Origin of the sequence: Asaia sp. W19, from assembly GCF_003994335.1 — a bacterium.
GTDB lineage: Bacteria > Pseudomonadota > Alphaproteobacteria > Acetobacterales > Acetobacteraceae > Asaia.
This window is the reverse complement of the sequence record NZ_PNQZ01000069.1, coordinates 1-16,534: the sequence shown is the minus strand read 5'-3', so window position 1 is coordinate 16,534 and position 16,534 is coordinate 1. Positions and strand designations below refer to the sequence as shown.

The 16,534-nt window shown below is 61.8% G+C and carries 16 protein-coding genes; 7 read left to right on the top strand and 9 right to left on the bottom strand.

Features of this window, described 5'->3' with window-relative positions:
• Together C0V97_RS14780 and C0V97_RS14775 are read left to right on the top strand one after the other, a co-directional pair.
• Positions 1-935 (top strand): FAD-binding protein (locus C0V97_RS14780; RefSeq protein ID WP_127103342.1); only part of this gene is annotated, 935 nt, incomplete at its 5' end.
• An 11-nt stretch (positions 936-946) separates the two neighbouring features.
• Positions 947-1,726 (top strand): succinate dehydrogenase iron-sulfur subunit, encoded by a 780-nt coding sequence (locus tag C0V97_RS14775; RefSeq protein ID WP_127103341.1) that lies wholly within the window; start codon positions 947-949, stop codon positions 1,724-1,726.
• A gap of 72 nt (positions 1,727-1,798) precedes the next feature.
• On the opposite strand, the gene C0V97_RS14770 is transcribed toward C0V97_RS14775, so the two are convergent.
• Complete coding sequence (locus C0V97_RS14770; RefSeq protein ID WP_127103340.1) at positions 1,799-3,085, bottom strand: MFS transporter; 1,287 nt, start codon at positions 3,083-3,085, stop codon at positions 1,799-1,801.
• A 203-nt stretch (positions 3,086-3,288) separates the two neighbouring features.
• A complete protein-coding gene (gmk, locus tag C0V97_RS14765; protein WP_127103339.1) occupies positions 3,289-3,927 on the bottom strand; it encodes a guanylate kinase in 639 nt (212 codons plus the stop codon).
• Between the two features lie 221 nt (positions 3,928-4,148).
• Between gmk and C0V97_RS14760 the strand changes: the two genes are divergently transcribed.
• Complete coding sequence (locus tag C0V97_RS14760) at positions 4,149-5,462, top strand: DUF1800 family protein (RefSeq protein ID WP_127103338.1); 1,314 nt, start codon at positions 4,149-4,151, stop codon at positions 5,460-5,462.
• Between the two features lie 3 nt (positions 5,463-5,465).
• A complete protein-coding gene (locus C0V97_RS14755; RefSeq protein WP_127103337.1) occupies positions 5,466-6,713 on the top strand; it encodes a DUF1501 domain-containing protein in 1,248 nt (415 codons plus the stop codon).
• Between the two features lie 16 nt (positions 6,714-6,729).
• Here C0V97_RS14755 and C0V97_RS14750 read toward each other — a convergent pair whose 3' ends face one another.
• Positions 6,730-7,794 (bottom strand): SDR family oxidoreductase, encoded by a 1,065-nt coding sequence (locus C0V97_RS14750; RefSeq protein ID WP_127103336.1) that lies wholly within the window; start codon positions 7,792-7,794, stop codon positions 6,730-6,732.
• Between the two features lie 99 nt (positions 7,795-7,893).
• Here C0V97_RS14750 and C0V97_RS14745 point away from each other — a divergent pair, with 99 nt between their 5' ends.
• Both C0V97_RS14745 and C0V97_RS14740 read left to right on the top strand, forming a co-directional pair.
• Positions 7,894-8,322, top strand: a complete 429-nt coding sequence (locus C0V97_RS14745; protein ID WP_336761637.1) for a helix-turn-helix domain-containing protein — start codon at positions 7,894-7,896, stop codon at positions 8,320-8,322.
• Between the two features lie 86 nt (positions 8,323-8,408).
• Entirely contained in the window at positions 8,409-10,820 is a 2,412-nt protein-coding gene (locus C0V97_RS14740) for a TonB-dependent receptor (RefSeq protein ID WP_127103335.1), read from the top strand.
• A 52-nt stretch (positions 10,821-10,872) separates the two neighbouring features.
• Here the strand turns inward: C0V97_RS14740 and C0V97_RS14735 are convergent, their stop codons facing one another.
• On the bottom strand, positions 10,873-11,856 hold the full coding sequence (locus C0V97_RS14735) for an aldo/keto reductase (RefSeq protein ID WP_127103334.1): 984 nt from the start codon (positions 11,854-11,856) through the stop codon (positions 10,873-10,875).
• Between the two features lie 79 nt (positions 11,857-11,935).
• On the bottom strand, positions 11,936-12,325 hold the full coding sequence (locus tag C0V97_RS14730; protein ID WP_127103333.1) for a cupin domain-containing protein: 390 nt from the start codon (positions 12,323-12,325) through the stop codon (positions 11,936-11,938).
• Between the two features lie 112 nt (positions 12,326-12,437).
• On the opposite strand from C0V97_RS14730, the gene C0V97_RS14725 reads away from it, so the two are divergent.
• Positions 12,438-13,331 (top strand): LysR family transcriptional regulator, encoded by an 894-nt coding sequence (locus C0V97_RS14725; RefSeq protein WP_127103332.1) that lies wholly within the window; start codon positions 12,438-12,440, stop codon positions 13,329-13,331.
• A 48-nt stretch (positions 13,332-13,379) separates the two neighbouring features.
• Here the strand turns inward: C0V97_RS14725 and C0V97_RS14720 are convergent, their stop codons facing one another.
• The 4 genes from C0V97_RS14720 to C0V97_RS14705 all read right to left on the bottom strand — a co-directional run.
• The gene (locus C0V97_RS14720) at positions 13,380-14,120 is read right to left on the bottom strand and encodes an SDR family oxidoreductase (RefSeq protein WP_127103331.1); all 741 of its coding nucleotides are present in this window, start codon (positions 14,118-14,120) and stop codon (positions 13,380-13,382) included.
• Complete coding sequence (locus C0V97_RS14715) at positions 14,117-14,452, bottom strand: carboxymuconolactone decarboxylase family protein (protein WP_127103330.1); 336 nt, start codon at positions 14,450-14,452, stop codon at positions 14,117-14,119. Before C0V97_RS14715 ends, C0V97_RS14720 begins: the two co-directional genes overlap by 4 nt.
• Before the next feature lie 197 nt (positions 14,453-14,649).
• A complete protein-coding gene (gene iolG, locus C0V97_RS14710) occupies positions 14,650-15,651 on the bottom strand; it encodes an inositol 2-dehydrogenase (protein ID WP_127103329.1) in 1,002 nt (333 codons plus the stop codon).
• A gap of 18 nt (positions 15,652-15,669) precedes the next feature.
• On the bottom strand, positions 15,670-16,534 hold an 865-nt coding region (locus C0V97_RS14705; protein WP_148114943.1), incomplete at its 5' end, for a Gfo/Idh/MocA family protein.

Here is a 16,534-nt window from a genome sequence, read left to right as displayed (position 1 = left end):
ATCTGGCCTCGCGCGATGTCGTATCCCGCGCCATGACCATCGAGATCAATGAAGGCCGTGGCTGTGGTCCCAAAAAGGACCATATCATGCTGCATCTGGAGCATCTTGGCCCGGAATTGCTGCATCAGCGCCTGCCCGGCATTTCCGAAACCGCGCGTATCTTCGCAGGCGTAGATGTGACCAAGGAGCCCGCACCGGTTCTGCCGACGGTCCATTACAACATGGGCGGCGTGCCGACCAATCTGCATGGCGAAGTGCTCCGCCCCACCGCCGAAAATCCCGAAGCCGTCGTACCCGGCCTCATGGCCGTGGGCGAAGCCGCCTGCGTTTCCGTGCATGGTGCCAACCGTCTCGGCACAAATTCACTGCTCGATCTCATCGTCTTCGGTCGCGCAGCGGGCAAGCGCGCCGCCGAGATCATCGACCCGAACGTGCCCTTGCCGCCTTTGCCGAAAAATGCCGGAGAGGCCATTCTCGACGGCTTCGACAAAACACGCGAAGCTTCGGGAAAATTCACGGTGGCAGAGCTGCGCGAACGTCTGCAACGCATCATGCAGAGCCATGCAGCCGTCTTTCGCAACACGAAATCACTCGCCGAAGGCTGCGCGAAAATCCGCGAATTGTGGAAGGACGCCCAGCATATGGGGCTGGCGGATCGCTCTCTGATCTGGAACAGCGACCTGATGGAAGCGCTCGAATTCTCGAATTTGCTGGCCAATGCCACGGTCACCATCGAAAGTGCCCATGCGCGTCATGAAACACGCGGCGCCCATGCGCATGACGATTACCCCGAACGCGATGACGAGCACTGGATGAAACATACCGTCTCCTATCTCGATAAGGACGGTGCGGTGAGCCTGCTCTACCGGCCGGTGCGGATGCAGACCCTGACCAATGATGTCGAGGTTTTCCCGCCCAAGAAACGTGTTTACTGAGGAGCCTCACCATGGTTGAACTCCGCCTGCCCAAAAACAGCACGACCCGCCCCGGCAAATTCTATCCGGCTCCTGCCGAAGCTACGCGAAAGGCTACGTTTCAGGTCTATCGCTGGTCGCCCGATGACGAGTCCAATCCGAGCCTCGACAGCTACGAACTCGATCTCGACAAGGTCGGGCCGATGGTTCTGGATGCGCTGCTCTATATCAAGGACCATATCGACGCGACGCTGACCTTCCGGCGCTCCTGCCGCGAGGGGATCTGCGGGTCCTGCGCCATGAATATCGACGGCGAGAATACGCTGGCTTGCCTCAAACCGATCAGTTCGATCAAGGGCACGGTCAGGATCAACCCGCTGCCGCACATGCCCGTGGTCAAGGATCTGGTGCCCAATCTGAACGGCGCCTATGCCCAGCTCGAATCCATTCAGCCCTGGCTGAAGAGTGACACCCCGCCGCCGCCCGATACCGAGCGCCTGCAGAGCGTGGAAGAGCGCGAGAAGCTCGACGGCATGTGGGAATGCATTTTGTGCTTCTGCTGCAGCACGTCCTGCCCGTCCTATTGGTGGAATGGCGACCGCTATCTCGGCCCGGCCACATTGCTCGCCGCCAATCGCTGGATCATGGACAGCCGCGACGACCATACGGGCGAACGTCTGGAAGCCCTAGACGATTCCATGAAGCTCTATGGCTGCCGCACCATCATGAACTGCACCCAGACCTGTCCCAAGGGCCTGAACCCGGCCAAGGCCATCGCCAATATCAAGAAACTTCAGGTCGAGCGCGAATAGACGCAGCGCACTCGCTTCTGATCACAGAAAGGCCGGGAGGCTCTCCCGGCCTTTCTGTTTTTCCGGCGTTCTCTATTTTACGGAAGGCGGGCTGCGTTCGACATAGGGGCGCGAGACGATGGCCGCCACCAATCCGCAAAAGGCTGCCGCAGAAAGCCACAGGGCGGGCATTGCCCGGTCCTGCGTCTGCTCGATCAGCCAGGTACACACAGCAGGACTGAAGCCTCCGATACAGGTCGCCAGGCTATAGGCCAGAGAAAAGCCCGTGGTACGAATACGCGGCGGCACGATCTCGGTCAGCCAGACAATGGCGGCCCCGTTATAGGCGCTGTAAAGCGCGGCCAATATGAGCTCGACGGTCAGCAACCTGCCAAAATCCGGCGCCGCCACCAGCCAGCGCATAAGAGGCCAGGCAACGCAGATGACGAGCGTCGTCGCGCTGACCAGCAGTTTCTTGCGTCCGATCCGGTCGGAGACGTAGCCGAAAACCGGCACCAGAATCAGATTGGCAAGACCTGCGCAGAGCGTGACCAGCAACGCATCCTGCCGGCCGAGATGCAGGATGCGAGAGCCGAAGGCCGGGCAATAAGCCGTGATGACGTAGAAGGAGACCGTACTCATCACGCCGGTCAGGATGCCGATCAGACCGACATACCAGTTACGGATCAGGGAGAGGACAATCTCGCGCAGATCGGGATGAGTAGTCTGGGATTCGAAGGCTTCGGTTTCCTGCAGGTTGCGACGCAGGAACAGCAGAACAGGCACGATCAGACAGCCGAGAAAGAGCGGAATACGCCACCCCCATGCCGACATGACCGGACCGCCCAGCCAGGAAGTCAGGCCAAATCCAATGGCTGCAGCACCAACCACGGCCAATTGGATGGAGGCAGATTGGAAGGCAACGATGAACCCCCTGTTATTATCCGTCGCAATCTCTGAGAGATACACCGAGCTCGACCCGACCTCGACCCCGGCCGAGAATCCCTGGATCAGACGTCCGAGCAGCACCAGTACAGGTGCGAGCATGCCGATCGTCTCATAACCGGGCGTCAGGGCGAGCGTCATGGTACCGATGGCCATGAGGGTGAGCGTCAGGATCAGCCCTTTTCGCCGCCCGATACGATCGACATACGCGCCCAGTACGAGTGCACCGAGAGGACGCATCAGAAACCCCGCGCCAAAAGTCGCAAAAGACGACATCAACTCGGCCTGCGCATTGCCTGACGGAAAAAACGCCCTGCCGATATCGGCCGCGTAATAGCCGAACACCATGAAATCGTACATTTCGAGCATGTTGCCGCTCGCAACCTGTCCGATCGCCTTGGCAAGACGAACGCGCGATACCTGCCCGGTACTCATGATGTTACTGCATTCATGGTGTGCAATCGCTCTCTCGTTACCTGCTACAGGAATCCCCTTTACTCCGGCGAAACGGAGTCAGGACATAACCCAGCTTACAGGCAAGACGACGAAAGACGAAATGATCCCATCCAAGATATCGTGAGTCCTTTTCTCAGGAGAAGTCTCACGCGGGAAAGCATCAAAGCCTGAATGCGGCGCATTCAGGTGGGTCTATGCGCCTCGTATTCGGTCATCAACGCCGCCAGACCATGCTGGCGCTTCGTCTTGAGCCGGGCAGCCACCAGAATTGCCTGCGCCTCGCGCACGGCGCGGTCCAGTTCGGCATTGATGATCACATGATCAAATTCGCTCCAATGCGAGATCTCGGCCAGAGCCGCACCCATGCGCTTGTCGATTTCCGACTCCGCATCGGAAGCCCGTGAACGCAGACGCCGGTCGAGTTCCTTCATCGAAGGGGGCAGCACGAACAGGCTCACAACATCATCGGGCAAGGCATCACGCAGCAGCCTGTGCCCCTGCCAATCGATATCGAACACCATGTCCCGCCCGGCGGCGAGTGCCGCCTCGACCGGCGCACGCGGCGTGCCATAGCCGCGCCCGAAGACCTCGGCCCATTCCAGCAATTCCCCTGCGGCAGCCATGTCACGAAACTGCTCCATGGTGCGGAAATGGTAGTGCACGCCCTCTTTCTCGCCGGGGCGCGGCGCACGCGTGGTGACCGACACGGAATGAACAAGACTTGAATCACCGGCGCGCAGCGCATTGGCGATGGTCGATTTCCCAGCGCCAGAGGGGGCCGAAATCACGAGGCAGACGCCACGTCTTGCTACGGTCGTCATGTCACTCTCCCATCCAGGCTTGATCGACTGCGCTGAGCCATAGCGGGTCAGGCCGGGTTTGGGAACATGGGAGCGGCCGGGGCTCAGAGAAGATGGGCGCCAATTAACGTTACATCCTGGCTCTCTTTCCGCCATAAAGCGCATACACAGTTTGACACGATCAGGGCCCTTCGAGCCTCGATCTCCGGTTGCGCCACCCATGCCAGCGAGGCGGAGGCATCATGCAGGTCGTCGATGTGCAGAGCAGGTTCGGCTGGGGTGCCCGCCCCGATGAGGCCCCTCCCCGTGAATGGCGTGCATGGCTTGCTGGGCAGATCGAAGGGCCAGACCGAGTCCTGTTTGAGGGAGTCGGCCCAAGTGCCGAAGGCCTCATAGCCTTGCGCAGCCAGAGACAGGACAAGCTGCGTGGCAACCCGCTGGTCAAGCCCATACTCAAGGCAGAACTGACCACGCAGCTTCGCGCCGTGCTGGATGGCCCGCAACCATTTCGCGAGAGACTGGCCTGGTTCTGGTTCAACCACTTCACGATCAGCCTGAAGCAGGACAGGGTCAAATCCGTCGCGGGGGCCTATATGCGCGAGGCCATACGCCCCCATGTCACAGGGCGCTTCGTCGACATGCTCGTGGCAGTGATGCGCCATCCGGCCATGCTGATGTATCTCGACAATGTCGCCTCGGTGGGACCGCAGAGCCCGGCCGGCTTGCGTCAGAACCGGGGTCTCAATGAAAACCTCGCGCGTGAATGTCTGGAGCTGCACACGGTGTCGCCCGCATCCGGGTATACCCAGGCAGATGTCACCTCATTTGCCGCAATCCTGACCGGATGGGGCGTGGACATGAAGGCCGACACCCCTGGCTTCCGCTTCAATCCGCGTGCCCACCAGCCGGGTGACAAATCCCTCATGGGACAGAGTTTTCCCGAGGGTGAGGAAGGCGGCGTGGCGGCGCTGGCCTTCCTCGGCACCCACCCTGCCACGTATCGTCACATCGCGACGCAAATGCTCCGCCACTTCCTGACCGATACGCCCAACCCCGGCCACGTCGCCGCGCTCACCGCGGCATTACAGCGCAGCGACGGCAGTCTTGTTGCCGCCACCCATGCGCTGATCGAGTGTGCAGCCACCGTACCGGCCGGGACGAAGCTGCGCACCCCCATGGAATATGCGGCGGCGGCCCTGCGGGCATCCGGAATCGGAAATGCCCTGGATGGTCAGGCCGCCAATGCCCCACACCCGCCCGCTCTGGTTCTGGCCTCAGCCTGTAGCGCGCTGGGCCAGCCCGTCTGGACCGCTCCCATGCCCAATGGATGGAGCGATCTCGCCTCGGACTGGTCGGCGCCCTCGGACATGCTGGCGCGCACCGACTGGGCCTATCGTCTGGCGGGCGGGCTGCATGACGCCAATCCCGAAGAACTGGCCCAGACCGCTCTTGGCAGCGCACTCCGACCCGCCACGCGGCTGGCCATGCAGCATGCCGGCTCGCGGCGCGATGCGCTCACTTTGCTTTTCTCCTCACCCGAATTCCAGAGGCGTTGACCCATGATGCTTCGTCGTCGCTCTGCCCTGCTCGGTCTGGCTGCAAGCTGGACCCTGGGTCGCTCTTCCCTTGCACTGGCCGCCCCCTCCCTGCGCCGGGACGATCCACGCTTCGTGGTCATCCTGATGCGCGGCGCACTGGATGGCATGGCTGCGGTGACGCCTTACGGCGATCCAGGGCTCATGGCCCTTAGGCGTGCCCTCGTCTTGCCCGAGCCCGGTCAGGAAGGGGGGCTGCTCGATCTGGGCGGGTATTTCGGTCTGCACCCTGCATTGGCGGGGCTGCATACGCTTTATGGCCAGGGGCAGATGCTTCCCGTCCATGCGGTAGCCGCGCCCTATCGCACACGCTCGCATTTCGACGCCCAGGATTATCTGGAGAGCGGTGCCGATCATCGACTGACGAGCGGCTGGCTCAACCGCGCCGTCTCGGCCCTGCCGGGGCAGAAGGCCCGTCCGGAAGGGCTGGGTCTGGCCCTCGGTCTCGATGTACCGCTCCTGCTCCGCGGCCCGGCCCCTATCGGCAGCTATGCCCCGGCTGGAAGCCAGCACCCGAGCGATGCGCTGTACCAGCAGATCGCCCAGCTCAACACGCATGACCCCCTGACCGGTCCCGCCTTTCGTAACGGATTGCAGGCGCGAGGCTTTTCGGACACGGCTCTGGCGACAGCGCCGGGCGAGAGCGCCGCCATGACGGGTGCTCCCGGTCCGGGCGCCGCACCTTCCTTGGCTCAAGCTAATAATAGGCAGGACGGGTTTACCCGCCTCGCCTCGGCGGCGGGGGTGATGCTCGCCCAGCCCGACGGACCACGCGTGGCCGCGCTGGAGATCGGCGGCTGGGACACCCATGCCGGGCAGATCGCCGCGCTTCGCTCGCCGCTGTCGCGCCTCGATGCCGGTATCGAGGCGCTCCGTGACGGGCTGGGCAACGCGTGGTCGCATAGCGTGGTTCTGGCCATGACCGAATTCGGACGCACGGCGCGCATGAACGGTACAGGCGGCACCGATCATGGCACAGGCGCCGTGGCGTTTCTCGCGGGTGGCGCGGTGAGAGGGGGACGCGTGGCCGGAACCTGGCCAGGGCTGCGCCAAAGCCAGCTATTCGACAATCGCGACCTTGCCCCCACCACCGATCTGCGCAGTGTGATCGCCTCAGTGCTATGCGATCACCTGCATATGCCGCGCTCTGCCCTCGGCCGGGTCTTCCCCGACGGCGCCCCATCGCTTCAGGCGGGTCTTGTCGCCGCCTGAGCAACGCCCGCGACGATCAGGGGATGATCTTGCGTGCACGCAGCAGGGAGAAGAGATCGCCAAACGAGTCCCGCGTGTCACGATATCCTGTAAAGCCGAATGCCCGGCTCTTGCCCATATCGGTCACACATTCCACGGGTCGGCCCAGATCGGCATCGGTATGCCAGGGCGACGCCACGCGGCCGAGATTGCTCTCTGCAAGACCATGACGCTGCGCCAACTCGGCCCAGACTCCCTCTTTCCCGGCCAGCATAGCCTCGAGTGAGCTCGCCTGGCCCGGATAGGGCGCGGCCTCGATGCCGAACCAGGCGGCGATCTCAGACCAGAGCGTACTCCAGCGGAACACATCGCCATTGACGATATTGAACGCCTCATTTCGACCCGCCGGGCTGGTTGCCGCCCAGTGGATCTGATGCGCGAGCTGGCGCGCATCGGTCACATCGGTCAGGGCGGACCATTGGACGGGCGAGCCCGGAAACACGAAGGGCATGCCGGTTTCGCGGCAGAGCGACGCATAGACGGCCAATGTCGTGCCCATATTCATCAGATTGCCCAGAGCAAAGCCGATGACCGTATGAGGCCGATGGACTGACCAGGCAAAACCATGACGCGCCGCCGCGTCGAACAGCACATCCTCCTGGGCGTAGTAGAAATTCTCACCGTCCAGACGCCCCATGCTTTCCCGGAACGGCGTGACCGGCGGCGCCCCTTTGGCATAGGCGTCGAACGGGCCGAGATAATGCTTGAGACCGGTGACGAGGCTGGCATGGACCAGCTTTTCTGGATGGGGCAAGGCCTCGAACACGTTGCGGAGCATGGCCGCATTGGCAATGCAGTTCTCGCGTTCGGTGTCGCGCCGTGTCCAGGTGGTGAAGAACACATGGCTCGGTGTGAGCCCGGTAAGGGCCTCACGCAGCGAGGCAGGATCGAGCGTGTCGGCCTGCACCGGCAGGATCGTATCAGGCAGCGATTCCACACGGCGCGCGAGCCCGTGAACGGTCCAGCCTTCCGCCAGCAACCGGTTGGCAAGATTTTGTCCGACAAGACCCGTCGCACCGATGATCAGGGCAGTCTGGGGCATGATGGCCTCCTTTTCTCAATTGTGCTGGTGAAACTGGCCATAACCGCTCAGAAAGGACAATCCGGCACTATTTTGTGCCCTGGGTACCAAAAGGGAACCATGATGGCCGATTGCATCCTGCCTGCCGAAAACGACGCCGATCATCCCGTAATCGCGTCGTCGGACCTGCCCGCTCTGCCTGAAGCTCTGAAACAGGCCCCTTTCACCGAAGATTGCGCGCCACGCCGCCTTCTGCGCCTCTTCTCCGGCAAATGGATCACCATGATCCTGCACGCCATCCATCTGATGGGGGGCAGCGCCCGGCCCGGCGCGCTCCAGCGCAACATCCCCGGCCTGTCGAAAAAGATGATGACCCAGACCCTGCGTGAATTGCAGGAGCGTGGGCTGATTGCACGGGTAGTACTCGAAATCATGCCCCCCCGCGTCGAATACCGCCTGACCCCGCTCGGCCAACGCTTCATCGAGCCGATCGAGTTGCTCTATCGTTGGGGCGCCCATCACGCGGATCTGCTGGACAAGCTCGGCTGAGGTTTCTCGGAAGTTTCACATTGTTTCTGCCCGCGTAACGATAAAGACCCGTTCGACCTTCACAACGATCCGGGCCTTGTCGTTTCATGCTTCGTCCATCCAGACTTGCCCTGCCCTGCTGCATCGCGCTCGCCGTCCTTTCCGCGCGCGGCGAGAGGGCGCTTGCACAAAGCGTGCCCTCTGCCCCCTCCGGCAAGGCGACGAAAAAGCCAGCATCTCACACACCCCGCGCGCCATCGGCTTTCCGTGAGACCGACGCCGTCGCGAAGACGAACAGTGAGTCCATCGTCGTCGCGGAGAAACGCTCGCGCTCCCAGCTAAGCGTGGGTCAGACCGCCATCAGCCGCCAACTGCCGGGCACCTCACCGCTTCAGGCCCTGCAAATCCTGCCGGGCGTGGTCTATACGACGGCCGATCCGTGGGGCGCGACGGAACAGAACGCCGCACTCTATATCCACGGTTTCGCGCAGAGCCAGCTCGGCTTCACCATGGACGGCATTCCTCTCGGCGATCAGACCTATAACAACTATAATGGCCTCTCGCCCCAGCGTGCCATCGCCAGCGAAAATGTCTCGCGCGTTTCTCTCTCCTCGGGTGCGGGCGATCTGAGCACGGCCTCGACCAGCAATCTGGGAGGGACGATCCAGACCCTGTCGAGCGATCCGCAGAAACAGCGCGGCGGCCAGATCGCGCAGAGCTTCGGCAGCTATGCAGCCTTTCGCACCTTCGTGCGCCTTGATACCGGGACGTTCGGCCATGAGAACCGGGCCTATATCAGCTATCTGCGTCAGGATGCCCGTGCCTGGGATTATCACGAGCATCAGGGCGGCCAGCAGGTCAACCTGAAGTTCCTGCATGATGGCAGGCGCGATCGGATCACGGTCTATCTGGATTGGATGGACAAGGCAGAGGGCAATGAAGACGCCGTGGTGCTTCCCTCCACGCTCTATACACGCCCCTCTTTCTATCCCGATCTCGACCAGGCCATGGCGTATCTCGATGCCAGTGGCGCGCCTCCCAAGGCAGCGGGGCTTAATTTCCGCGATTACGCCAGCACCGCGCTGCGTCAGGACTTCCTCGGCTATATTCGCGACGAGCACCATTTTTCCGACCGCCTGACGCTCACCACGACAGTTTATGGCCACCGGGACGCCTCGGCGGGTGTGGTCACGACGCCGATCGGCGCTTCCGGCATTTCGAAAATCCTGACCGCCTATTATCCGGGTCAGGACATACGCAGCCTGTTCGGCGGGTCCGGCTATACCAATCGCACCACCGAATACGGCATCACGCGTGAAGGCGCGATGACGGCCCTCGCCTATCATCTGGGCCATCATGAAATCGAGCTTGGCGGCTGGTATGAGCGCAATGTGAACACGTTCGAACGGCGCTGGTATCCCTTCTCGGTGACAAACCCGCTCTCGCCGTACAAAAGACCCACTGACCCGCTGATCAACCAGTTTGCCAATGATTTCCAGACCAACACATTCCAGACCCATATCCAGGATCGCTGGGCCGTCACGCGGGCGCTGAGTCTTCAGGCCGGGTTCAAATCGAGCCTGCAATATACCAATGGGCGTCTCACCGTACCGGGGCTCCCCGCCTCGCTGTCTCCTGCTGGCTCGACAACGGCGTCGGGCGGCCAGATCGACGCGACAGAGGCATTCCTGCCAAGCTTCGGAGCCGTCTGGCGCATTGGGCCGCATGACCAACTCTTCGCCAACATCCAAAAAAACATGCGGGGCTATCAGGCGCTGGGCTATGGCTATGCCACACCCTGGGGCATCCCGAGCCAGGCCGGTTTCGAGAATTTCCGGCGTACGGGACACCCCGAGACGTCATGGACCTATGAAACGGGCTGGCGTTTCAATCATCCGCTCACCCGCTCGCCCGCCCTCAGCATCGATGGCCAGCTTTCCTATTACCATGTGGATTTTTCAAACCGTCTGCTCACGGTCAGTTCCTCGCCACAGATCACGAGCCTGACCGGAGCGGCATCGCTTCTGGAAAATGTGGGCGGCGTGACGACCAATGGCGCCGATGCCGAATTCACCCTGCATCTGCCCTGGCATCTCTCGCTCTACGACGCCGCCTCCTATAACCGCTCGACCTATGACAATAACTACCAGTCCGGCAGTGCCGTCGTGGCAACAGCGGGCAAATATGTGGTGGCGGTGCCGGAATGGATGAACAAGTTCATCTTCGCCTATAGTCATGACGGGTTTTATGCCCAGCTGACGGGCGATTATATCGGCAGGCGCTATGCCACCTATCTCAACGATCTCTCGGTCACGCCCATGACCCTGTTCGGCTTCAGCAGCGGCTACACGCTGCATCATCTGCCGGTTCTGCGCGATGCCAGCGTTCAGTTCACGATCACCAATCTGACGAATACGCGCAACTGGTCGACCATTCTGGCCACCAACGCCTCCAAGCAGTTCACCGCCTACCCGCAGGCGCCAAGACAGTTTTTCCTGACGTTCACAGGGCATTTCTGAGCGCCGGTCCTGCGCTGACGGGACCGGCATGCCCGGTCCCGAGAACAGAAAATCAGCGCCCGACCAGCGCCATGAGACTGGCGGGGTAGCGGTCACCCACCACATCGATCCGGGCGAGAGCCTCATCGATCGCAATGCGCTCATCAGAGGTGAGCGGATGGGCCGCACCGCCCAGATTCTCCTCCAGCCTTGTCAGACTGCGTGTACCGGGGATCGGCACGATCCAGGGTTTCTGCGCCAGCAACCATGCCAGGGCGATCTGTGCCGGCGTAGCCTGACGCTCAGCCGCAATGGTTTCGAGCTGAGCGATCAGAGCGCGATTGGCCTCCAGCGCCTCAGGCGCAAAGCGTGGCACACGCTTGCGAAAATCCTGGTCGCTGAATTGCGTGGCAGTATCGATCTTGCCGGTGAGGAACCCCTTGCCCAGCGGGCTGAACGGCACGAACCCAATCCCGAGTTCCTCGAGCAGCGGCAGGATTTCCTGCTCCGGCTCGCGCCACCAGAGCGAATACTCGCTTTGCAGCGCCGCCACGGGCTGCACCGCATGCGCCTTGCGGATGGACCCCGCCCCGGCTTCGGACAGGCCGAAATGACGGACCTTGCCCTCCCAGATGAGTTCCTTGACGGCACCGGCCACGTCTTCCATCGGCACGTCGGGATCGACGCGATGCTGATAGAACAGATCGATCACATCGGTACGCAGGCGCTTGAGAGATTCCTCGGCCACTTGTCGGATGCGCGATGGGTGGCTGTCCAGTCCATCAGCGGGACGCCCGTTGCGAAACCCGAATTTGGTGGCAATCACCACCTCCTTGCGAAAAGGCGCCAGCGCCTCACCCAGCAGGGTTTCATTGTCTCCCGGCCCATAGGCCTCGGCCGTGTCGAAGAACGTCACGCCACGTTCATAGGCCCCCCGCAGGAAAGCCACGGCGCGGTCATGCTCCTCGGCCGGCCCGTAGCCGAAGCTGAGCCCCATGCAGCCCAGACCGAGCGCCGAAACCTCGAGTCCGCCTTGTCCCAGAATACGCTGTTCCATGTCCTGTCTCCGTCTCACGGGTTCTTTGGGAGAGGCACGGGGCACCCGGCCTCTCTAATCGCTGGCTACGGCGTCGCGCTCAGCGGCTGTATTCCGTGTCGCTCACCTTCTCCAGCCAGGTGGTCGAAACACCCTCCACGCTCTCGGTGATGGCGATATGGCTCATCGCGCACTGGCTCGAAGCGCCATGCCAGTGCTTTTCTCCCGGTTCGAAAAAAACGATATCACCGGGACGCACTTCGTTGACTGCCTCACCGTCGCGCTGCACCCATCCCAGTCCGGAGACGATGAGAATGGTCTGCCCGGCCGGATGACTGTGCCATGCCGTGCGTGCGCCAGGCTCGAATGTGACCGTGGCGCAGGCCAACGCCCCACTGCCGGTAAAGGGCGCATCGACGCGGACCCTGCCAGTGAACCATTCTTCCTTGCCCTGAACCGAGGCCGTGCTTCCTGCGCGTGTGATTTTCATCGTCGTCACTCCTGTTGCTCTGGCCCCAAGGGCCGTTTTTCCTACAAAACCATTCTCGCCATTCTGCGATAAGCGCCTATATTCGGCACGCAGCCATATCGGGAATTCATCAATGCGCCGCGACGAGCTGGTCGATCTGAACGCCTTTCTTGCCGTTGCGGAGGAGCAGAGTTTCACCCGCGCCGCGGCCCGGCTCGGCACCTCGCAATCAGCCCTGAGTCATACCGTCAGACGCCTTGAAACCCGTCTTGGCGTGCGCCTGCTGACCCGCACCACGCGACGCGTCTCGGCAACCGAGGCCGGTGAGCGCCTGCTCCAGACCCTGGTTCCCGCGCTCGACAGCATTGCGGGTGAAATCGCCTCGCTGAGCGAACTCTCCGAGCGTCCGTCAGGGACGATCAGACTGACCGCCTCCGAACATGCTGCACAGACCCTGATCTGGCCCGCGTTGAAACGCCTCTTGCCGGATTACCCCGATATCGAGGTCGAACTCGCCATCGATTCCGGCCTGACCGATATCGTGGCAGAACGCTTCGATGCGGGCGTAAGGCTGGAGGAGACGATCGCGCGGGATATGATCGCCGTGCCGATTGGACCGCCGCTACGCATGGCGGTCGTGGGCGCGCCCGACTATTTTGCACGCTACCCGTGCCCACGGTCGCCGCAGGATCTTTCCGCCCACCAGTGCCTCAAGCTGCGCATGTCCAGTTCTGGCGCCATCTATGCCTGGGAACTGGAAAAAGGACGACGCAGTCTGCGCGTACGCCCTGAAGGCCCCCTGACAATCAATAACGCCGCCATGCTTCGCCAGGCCGCGCTCGATGGATTTGGTCTTGCCTGCGTGATGGAAGACCAGATCATGGACCATGTGGCGGCTGGAAGGCTCGTGCGCGTGCTGGAGGATTGGTGCCCCCCCTTCCCCGGTTACCATCTCTATTACCCGAGCCGACGCAATGCCTCGGCCGCGTTTCGCATTCTCGTCGAGGCCCTGCGCTATCGCGGCTGATCCCCACCCCATCGCCCCAAACGTGGAATGAGGATCGGGGGACCGAGATCAGTATTGCTGTGCCGTGGGGCGGAAGAGGATTTCGTTGATATCAACCTCGTCCGGCTGGCTCATGGCGAACACCACGCAGGACGCAAAGGATTCAGGCGGGATCGCATAATTCTCGTAGAATTCCTTCATCGAGCGGGCCGTGTCCTCATCGGTCACGCTGTTGGGGAGTTCCGTTGCGACCGCCCCCGGGGAGATGATCGTCGTGCGGATATTATAGGGTTTGACTTCCTGTCTCAGCCCTTCGGACACGACGCGCACCGCACTCTTCGTTGCTGAATAGACAGCGCCGCCCGGCCCGACCTTGTGCCCCGCCACGGAAGAGACATTGATGATATGACCGCTCTTCTGCTTCTGCATCTGGGGCAGGACGGCGGCAATGCCATAGAGCGTACCCTTGAGATTGACGTCGATCATACGATCCCAATCCTCGATACGGCGCTTTTCGAGCGGAGAGTGCGGCATGAGTCCGGCATTGTTGATCAGCACGTCCACCCTCCCATGCAGGGCGATGGCGTGATCGACGAGCGCCTGCACCTGTGCGCTGTCGCTGACATCGGTCTTCCTGACGGCATCACGCCCGATCGACAGATCATCGGCGAGTGTCTCGAGACGTTCGAGACGACGCGCACCCAGAACGAGCTTTGCCCCTTCAGCCGCGAGACGACGCGCAACCGCCTCGCCCAGCCCGCTGCTTGCGCCGGTTACAACCACCACTTTCCCTGCAATCTGTGCGCTCATGATGCTGCGTCCTTCCTGTCCTCGAAAATCTGTCTGGCGAGCGCGAGAGCCGAAGACGCTGTGGGCCAGCCGGAATAAAATGCGAGATGGGTGATGATCTCGATGATTTCCTCCCGGGTCACACCGGTATCGAGAGCCTTGCGCAGATGAAAACCGAGCTCATTGCCGCGATAAAGCGCAATCAGACAGGTTATGGTGACCATGCAACGATCGCGCTGAGACAGGCCGGGCCGGGCCCATACCTCATCGAAAAGCAACGTATCGGTATAGCGGGCCAAGTCCGGGGCGATATCGCCAAACGCCTGACGTGCAGTGGTGGATGGTTCAGCCATGATCAGGCCCTCCCCCTCTTTCTGTGGAACGTGAAGGACCATAGCCTCGACCGGACGCACCCGATTAGATCATGAATTCAGCATGGGCCTATGCCTGAAATTCATGAAACTCCATACTCGGAAGGGCCGACCGACCGGGGGCGCACCTGCGCCCGGCAGGGGGCCAACCAAGCTGCCTCTGCGGACGCATTTCCTGTTCACCCCAGTTCCGTCACAGTTACAGGCCTGTTCTCCTGCATTGATAACAGCGCTGCTTCGGCGAGCCTCTGCGCCTCGACACCGTCCCGCATCGTGGCCAGAGGCTTGACCCCTGAAACGATCATGGCGTGGAACGCCTTCATCTCAGCGCGATAGGCACTGGCAAAGCGTGTGATGAAATTGCTCACCGGTGGCGCCGTAAGAAAGCCTTGCGCGTCGGCTCTGACAATCTGGGTTGCTGGATGATTCCTGATTGTAAATACGGCTCTTTCGCAGACGACTTCGAGCCGCTGATCATAGCCGAACGCGGCATGGCGGGCATTGATCATCTGCACCAGGCGGCCAGAGCTGGCGCGCAGGGTGATCATCGCCGTGTCGATATCTCCTGCCGCGCCGATTGCCGGGTCAATCAGGCAGGCCCCCGTGGCAGAAACCGAGACGATTTCCTCATCCAGCAGATAACGGGTCATGTCGAAATCATGGATTGCCTGATCGCGGAACAATCCGCCCGAGGACTGGATATAGGCAAGCGGCGGTGGCGCGGGATCCCTGGTATGCATGACGATATGCTGCGCACGACCGGCCTCCCCGGAAGCGATGCTCTGGCGCAGTTGCATGAATTCCGGATCATAACGACGCTGAAAGCCCAGCATGACCGGGCTACCCGCGTGCTGAATGATGCGGGCCGTCTCAACGACTTGCGCAAATTCCAGGCTTACAGGCTTCTCGCAGAAGACCGGCTTTCCTGTTCTGGCCGCAAGATGCAGGAAACGTGCATGCGTATCCGTCGGACTGGCGATGACATAGGCGTCGATATCAGGGTCGGAAAAAATAGCCTCGGGCTCGCGCAGGGACGCTCCGCTGCGCGCAAGCAAGGACTCGCGCGCCTCAGAGGCCACAGGATCGGCCAGAGCCGACAAGGTGATGTCAGGCATCGAGAGTAGATTATCGGCATGGACCTGGCCGATACGACCAGCGCCGAACAGGGCGATCGAAACCATGAGAAGCGCCTCCCTCTATCAGGCGAATGGCGCATCTGCGCGTGTTGCGTGACCGGCCGCCCGTGCGCGATCCATGGTCTCCAATGCCAGGAGCGAAGCCGAGAGCGGTCGAATGGGCGATTGCGTCATGCCCTGGCCGAGACACCAGGCCATGTGCTCGACCTGAAAATGCAGACCGTCATAGGCGGAACGCGGCTCGTCGAATGTGAGGGTCCTGCTAGGATCATTCGCGCTCAAGACAAAGGGACCCGGAGTATAGAATTTCCCGGCCAGGGTGATCATGCCCTCACGCCCTGCGATGACGGCTCCGCAAGGTGTGTGGGACAACAGGCTGGTATGCAGCACCGCCTGGGCTCCCCCACGATACTGAAACAGCATGCCGGTCTGACCATCCACGCCACTCTCGGCTCGTGTGCTATGAGCCATGACCTGATCGGGACGCCCCAGAATGCCGGTCGCCAGTCCGATCACATAAGTGCCCAGATCGAGCATCGGTCCCCCACCGAGATCAGCGCGCATGATACGATGCTCAGGCGGAAAGAACTCACCGTGATCGGCCATGACGGTAACGATCTCGCCGATGAGCCCCTCGGCGAGAACTTTCCGTAAGACGGAAAATTTAGGCAGGAAATCTGTCCAGTATGCTTCCATCAGGAAGACATGCCGCGCACGCGCCAGTTCGACCAATTCGCGCGCTTCTGCCGCCGACACGCAAAGCGGCTTCTCCACCAGAACGGGCTTTCCCGCCTCAATCGCTCGGCGTGCCTTCTCGAAATGAAATGGATGGGGCGTGGCAATGTAGAGCGCATCGATCCGCGGATCAGCGCTCATGGCGCCGTCGAAGCTGTGGGGGATATCGAAGCGTCGTGCGAACGCCGCCGCG

What these genes read in the sequence shown, in the direction of transcription:
- gmk (WP_127103339.1), bottom strand. Translation starts at nt 3,927, where the DNA reads ATGACGACCGTAGCAAGACGTGGCGTCTGCCTCGTGATTTCGGCCCCC.
- C0V97_RS14750 (WP_127103336.1), bottom strand. Translation starts at nt 7,794, where the DNA reads ATGCCCCAGACTGCCCTGATCATCGGTGCGACGGGTCTTGTCGGACAA.
- C0V97_RS14770 (WP_127103340.1), bottom strand. Translation starts at nt 3,085, where the DNA reads ATGAGTACCGGGCAGGTATCGCGCGTTCGTCTTGCCAAGGCGATCGGA.
- C0V97_RS14755 (WP_127103337.1), top strand. Translation starts at nt 5,466, where the DNA reads ATGATGCTTCGTCGTCGCTCTGCCCTGCTCGGTCTGGCTGCAAGCTGG.
- iolG (WP_127103329.1), bottom strand. Translation starts at nt 15,651, where the DNA reads ATGGTTTCGATCGCCCTGTTCGGCGCTGGTCGTATCGGCCAGGTCCAT.
- C0V97_RS14740 (WP_127103335.1), top strand. Translation starts at nt 8,409, where the DNA reads ATGCTTCGTCCATCCAGACTTGCCCTGCCCTGCTGCATCGCGCTCGCC.
- C0V97_RS14730 (WP_127103333.1), bottom strand. Translation starts at nt 12,325, where the DNA reads ATGAAAATCACACGCGCAGGAAGCACGGCCTCGGTTCAGGGCAAGGAA.
- C0V97_RS14745 (WP_336761637.1), top strand. Translation starts at nt 7,894, where the DNA reads ATGATGGCCGATTGCATCCTGCCTGCCGAAAACGACGCCGATCATCCC.
- C0V97_RS14775 (WP_127103341.1), top strand. Translation starts at nt 947, where the DNA reads ATGGTTGAACTCCGCCTGCCCAAAAACAGCACGACCCGCCCCGGCAAA.
- C0V97_RS14715 (WP_127103330.1), bottom strand. Translation starts at nt 14,452, where the DNA reads ATGGCTGAACCATCCACCACTGCACGTCAGGCGTTTGGCGATATCGCC.
- C0V97_RS14760 (WP_127103338.1), top strand. Translation starts at nt 4,149, where the DNA reads ATGCAGGTCGTCGATGTGCAGAGCAGGTTCGGCTGGGGTGCCCGCCCC.
- C0V97_RS14720 (WP_127103331.1), bottom strand. Translation starts at nt 14,120, where the DNA reads ATGAGCGCACAGATTGCAGGGAAAGTGGTGGTTGTAACCGGCGCAAGC.
- C0V97_RS14735 (WP_127103334.1), bottom strand. Translation starts at nt 11,856, where the DNA reads ATGGAACAGCGTATTCTGGGACAAGGCGGACTCGAGGTTTCGGCGCTC.
- C0V97_RS14725 (WP_127103332.1), top strand. Translation starts at nt 12,438, where the DNA reads ATGCGCCGCGACGAGCTGGTCGATCTGAACGCCTTTCTTGCCGTTGCG.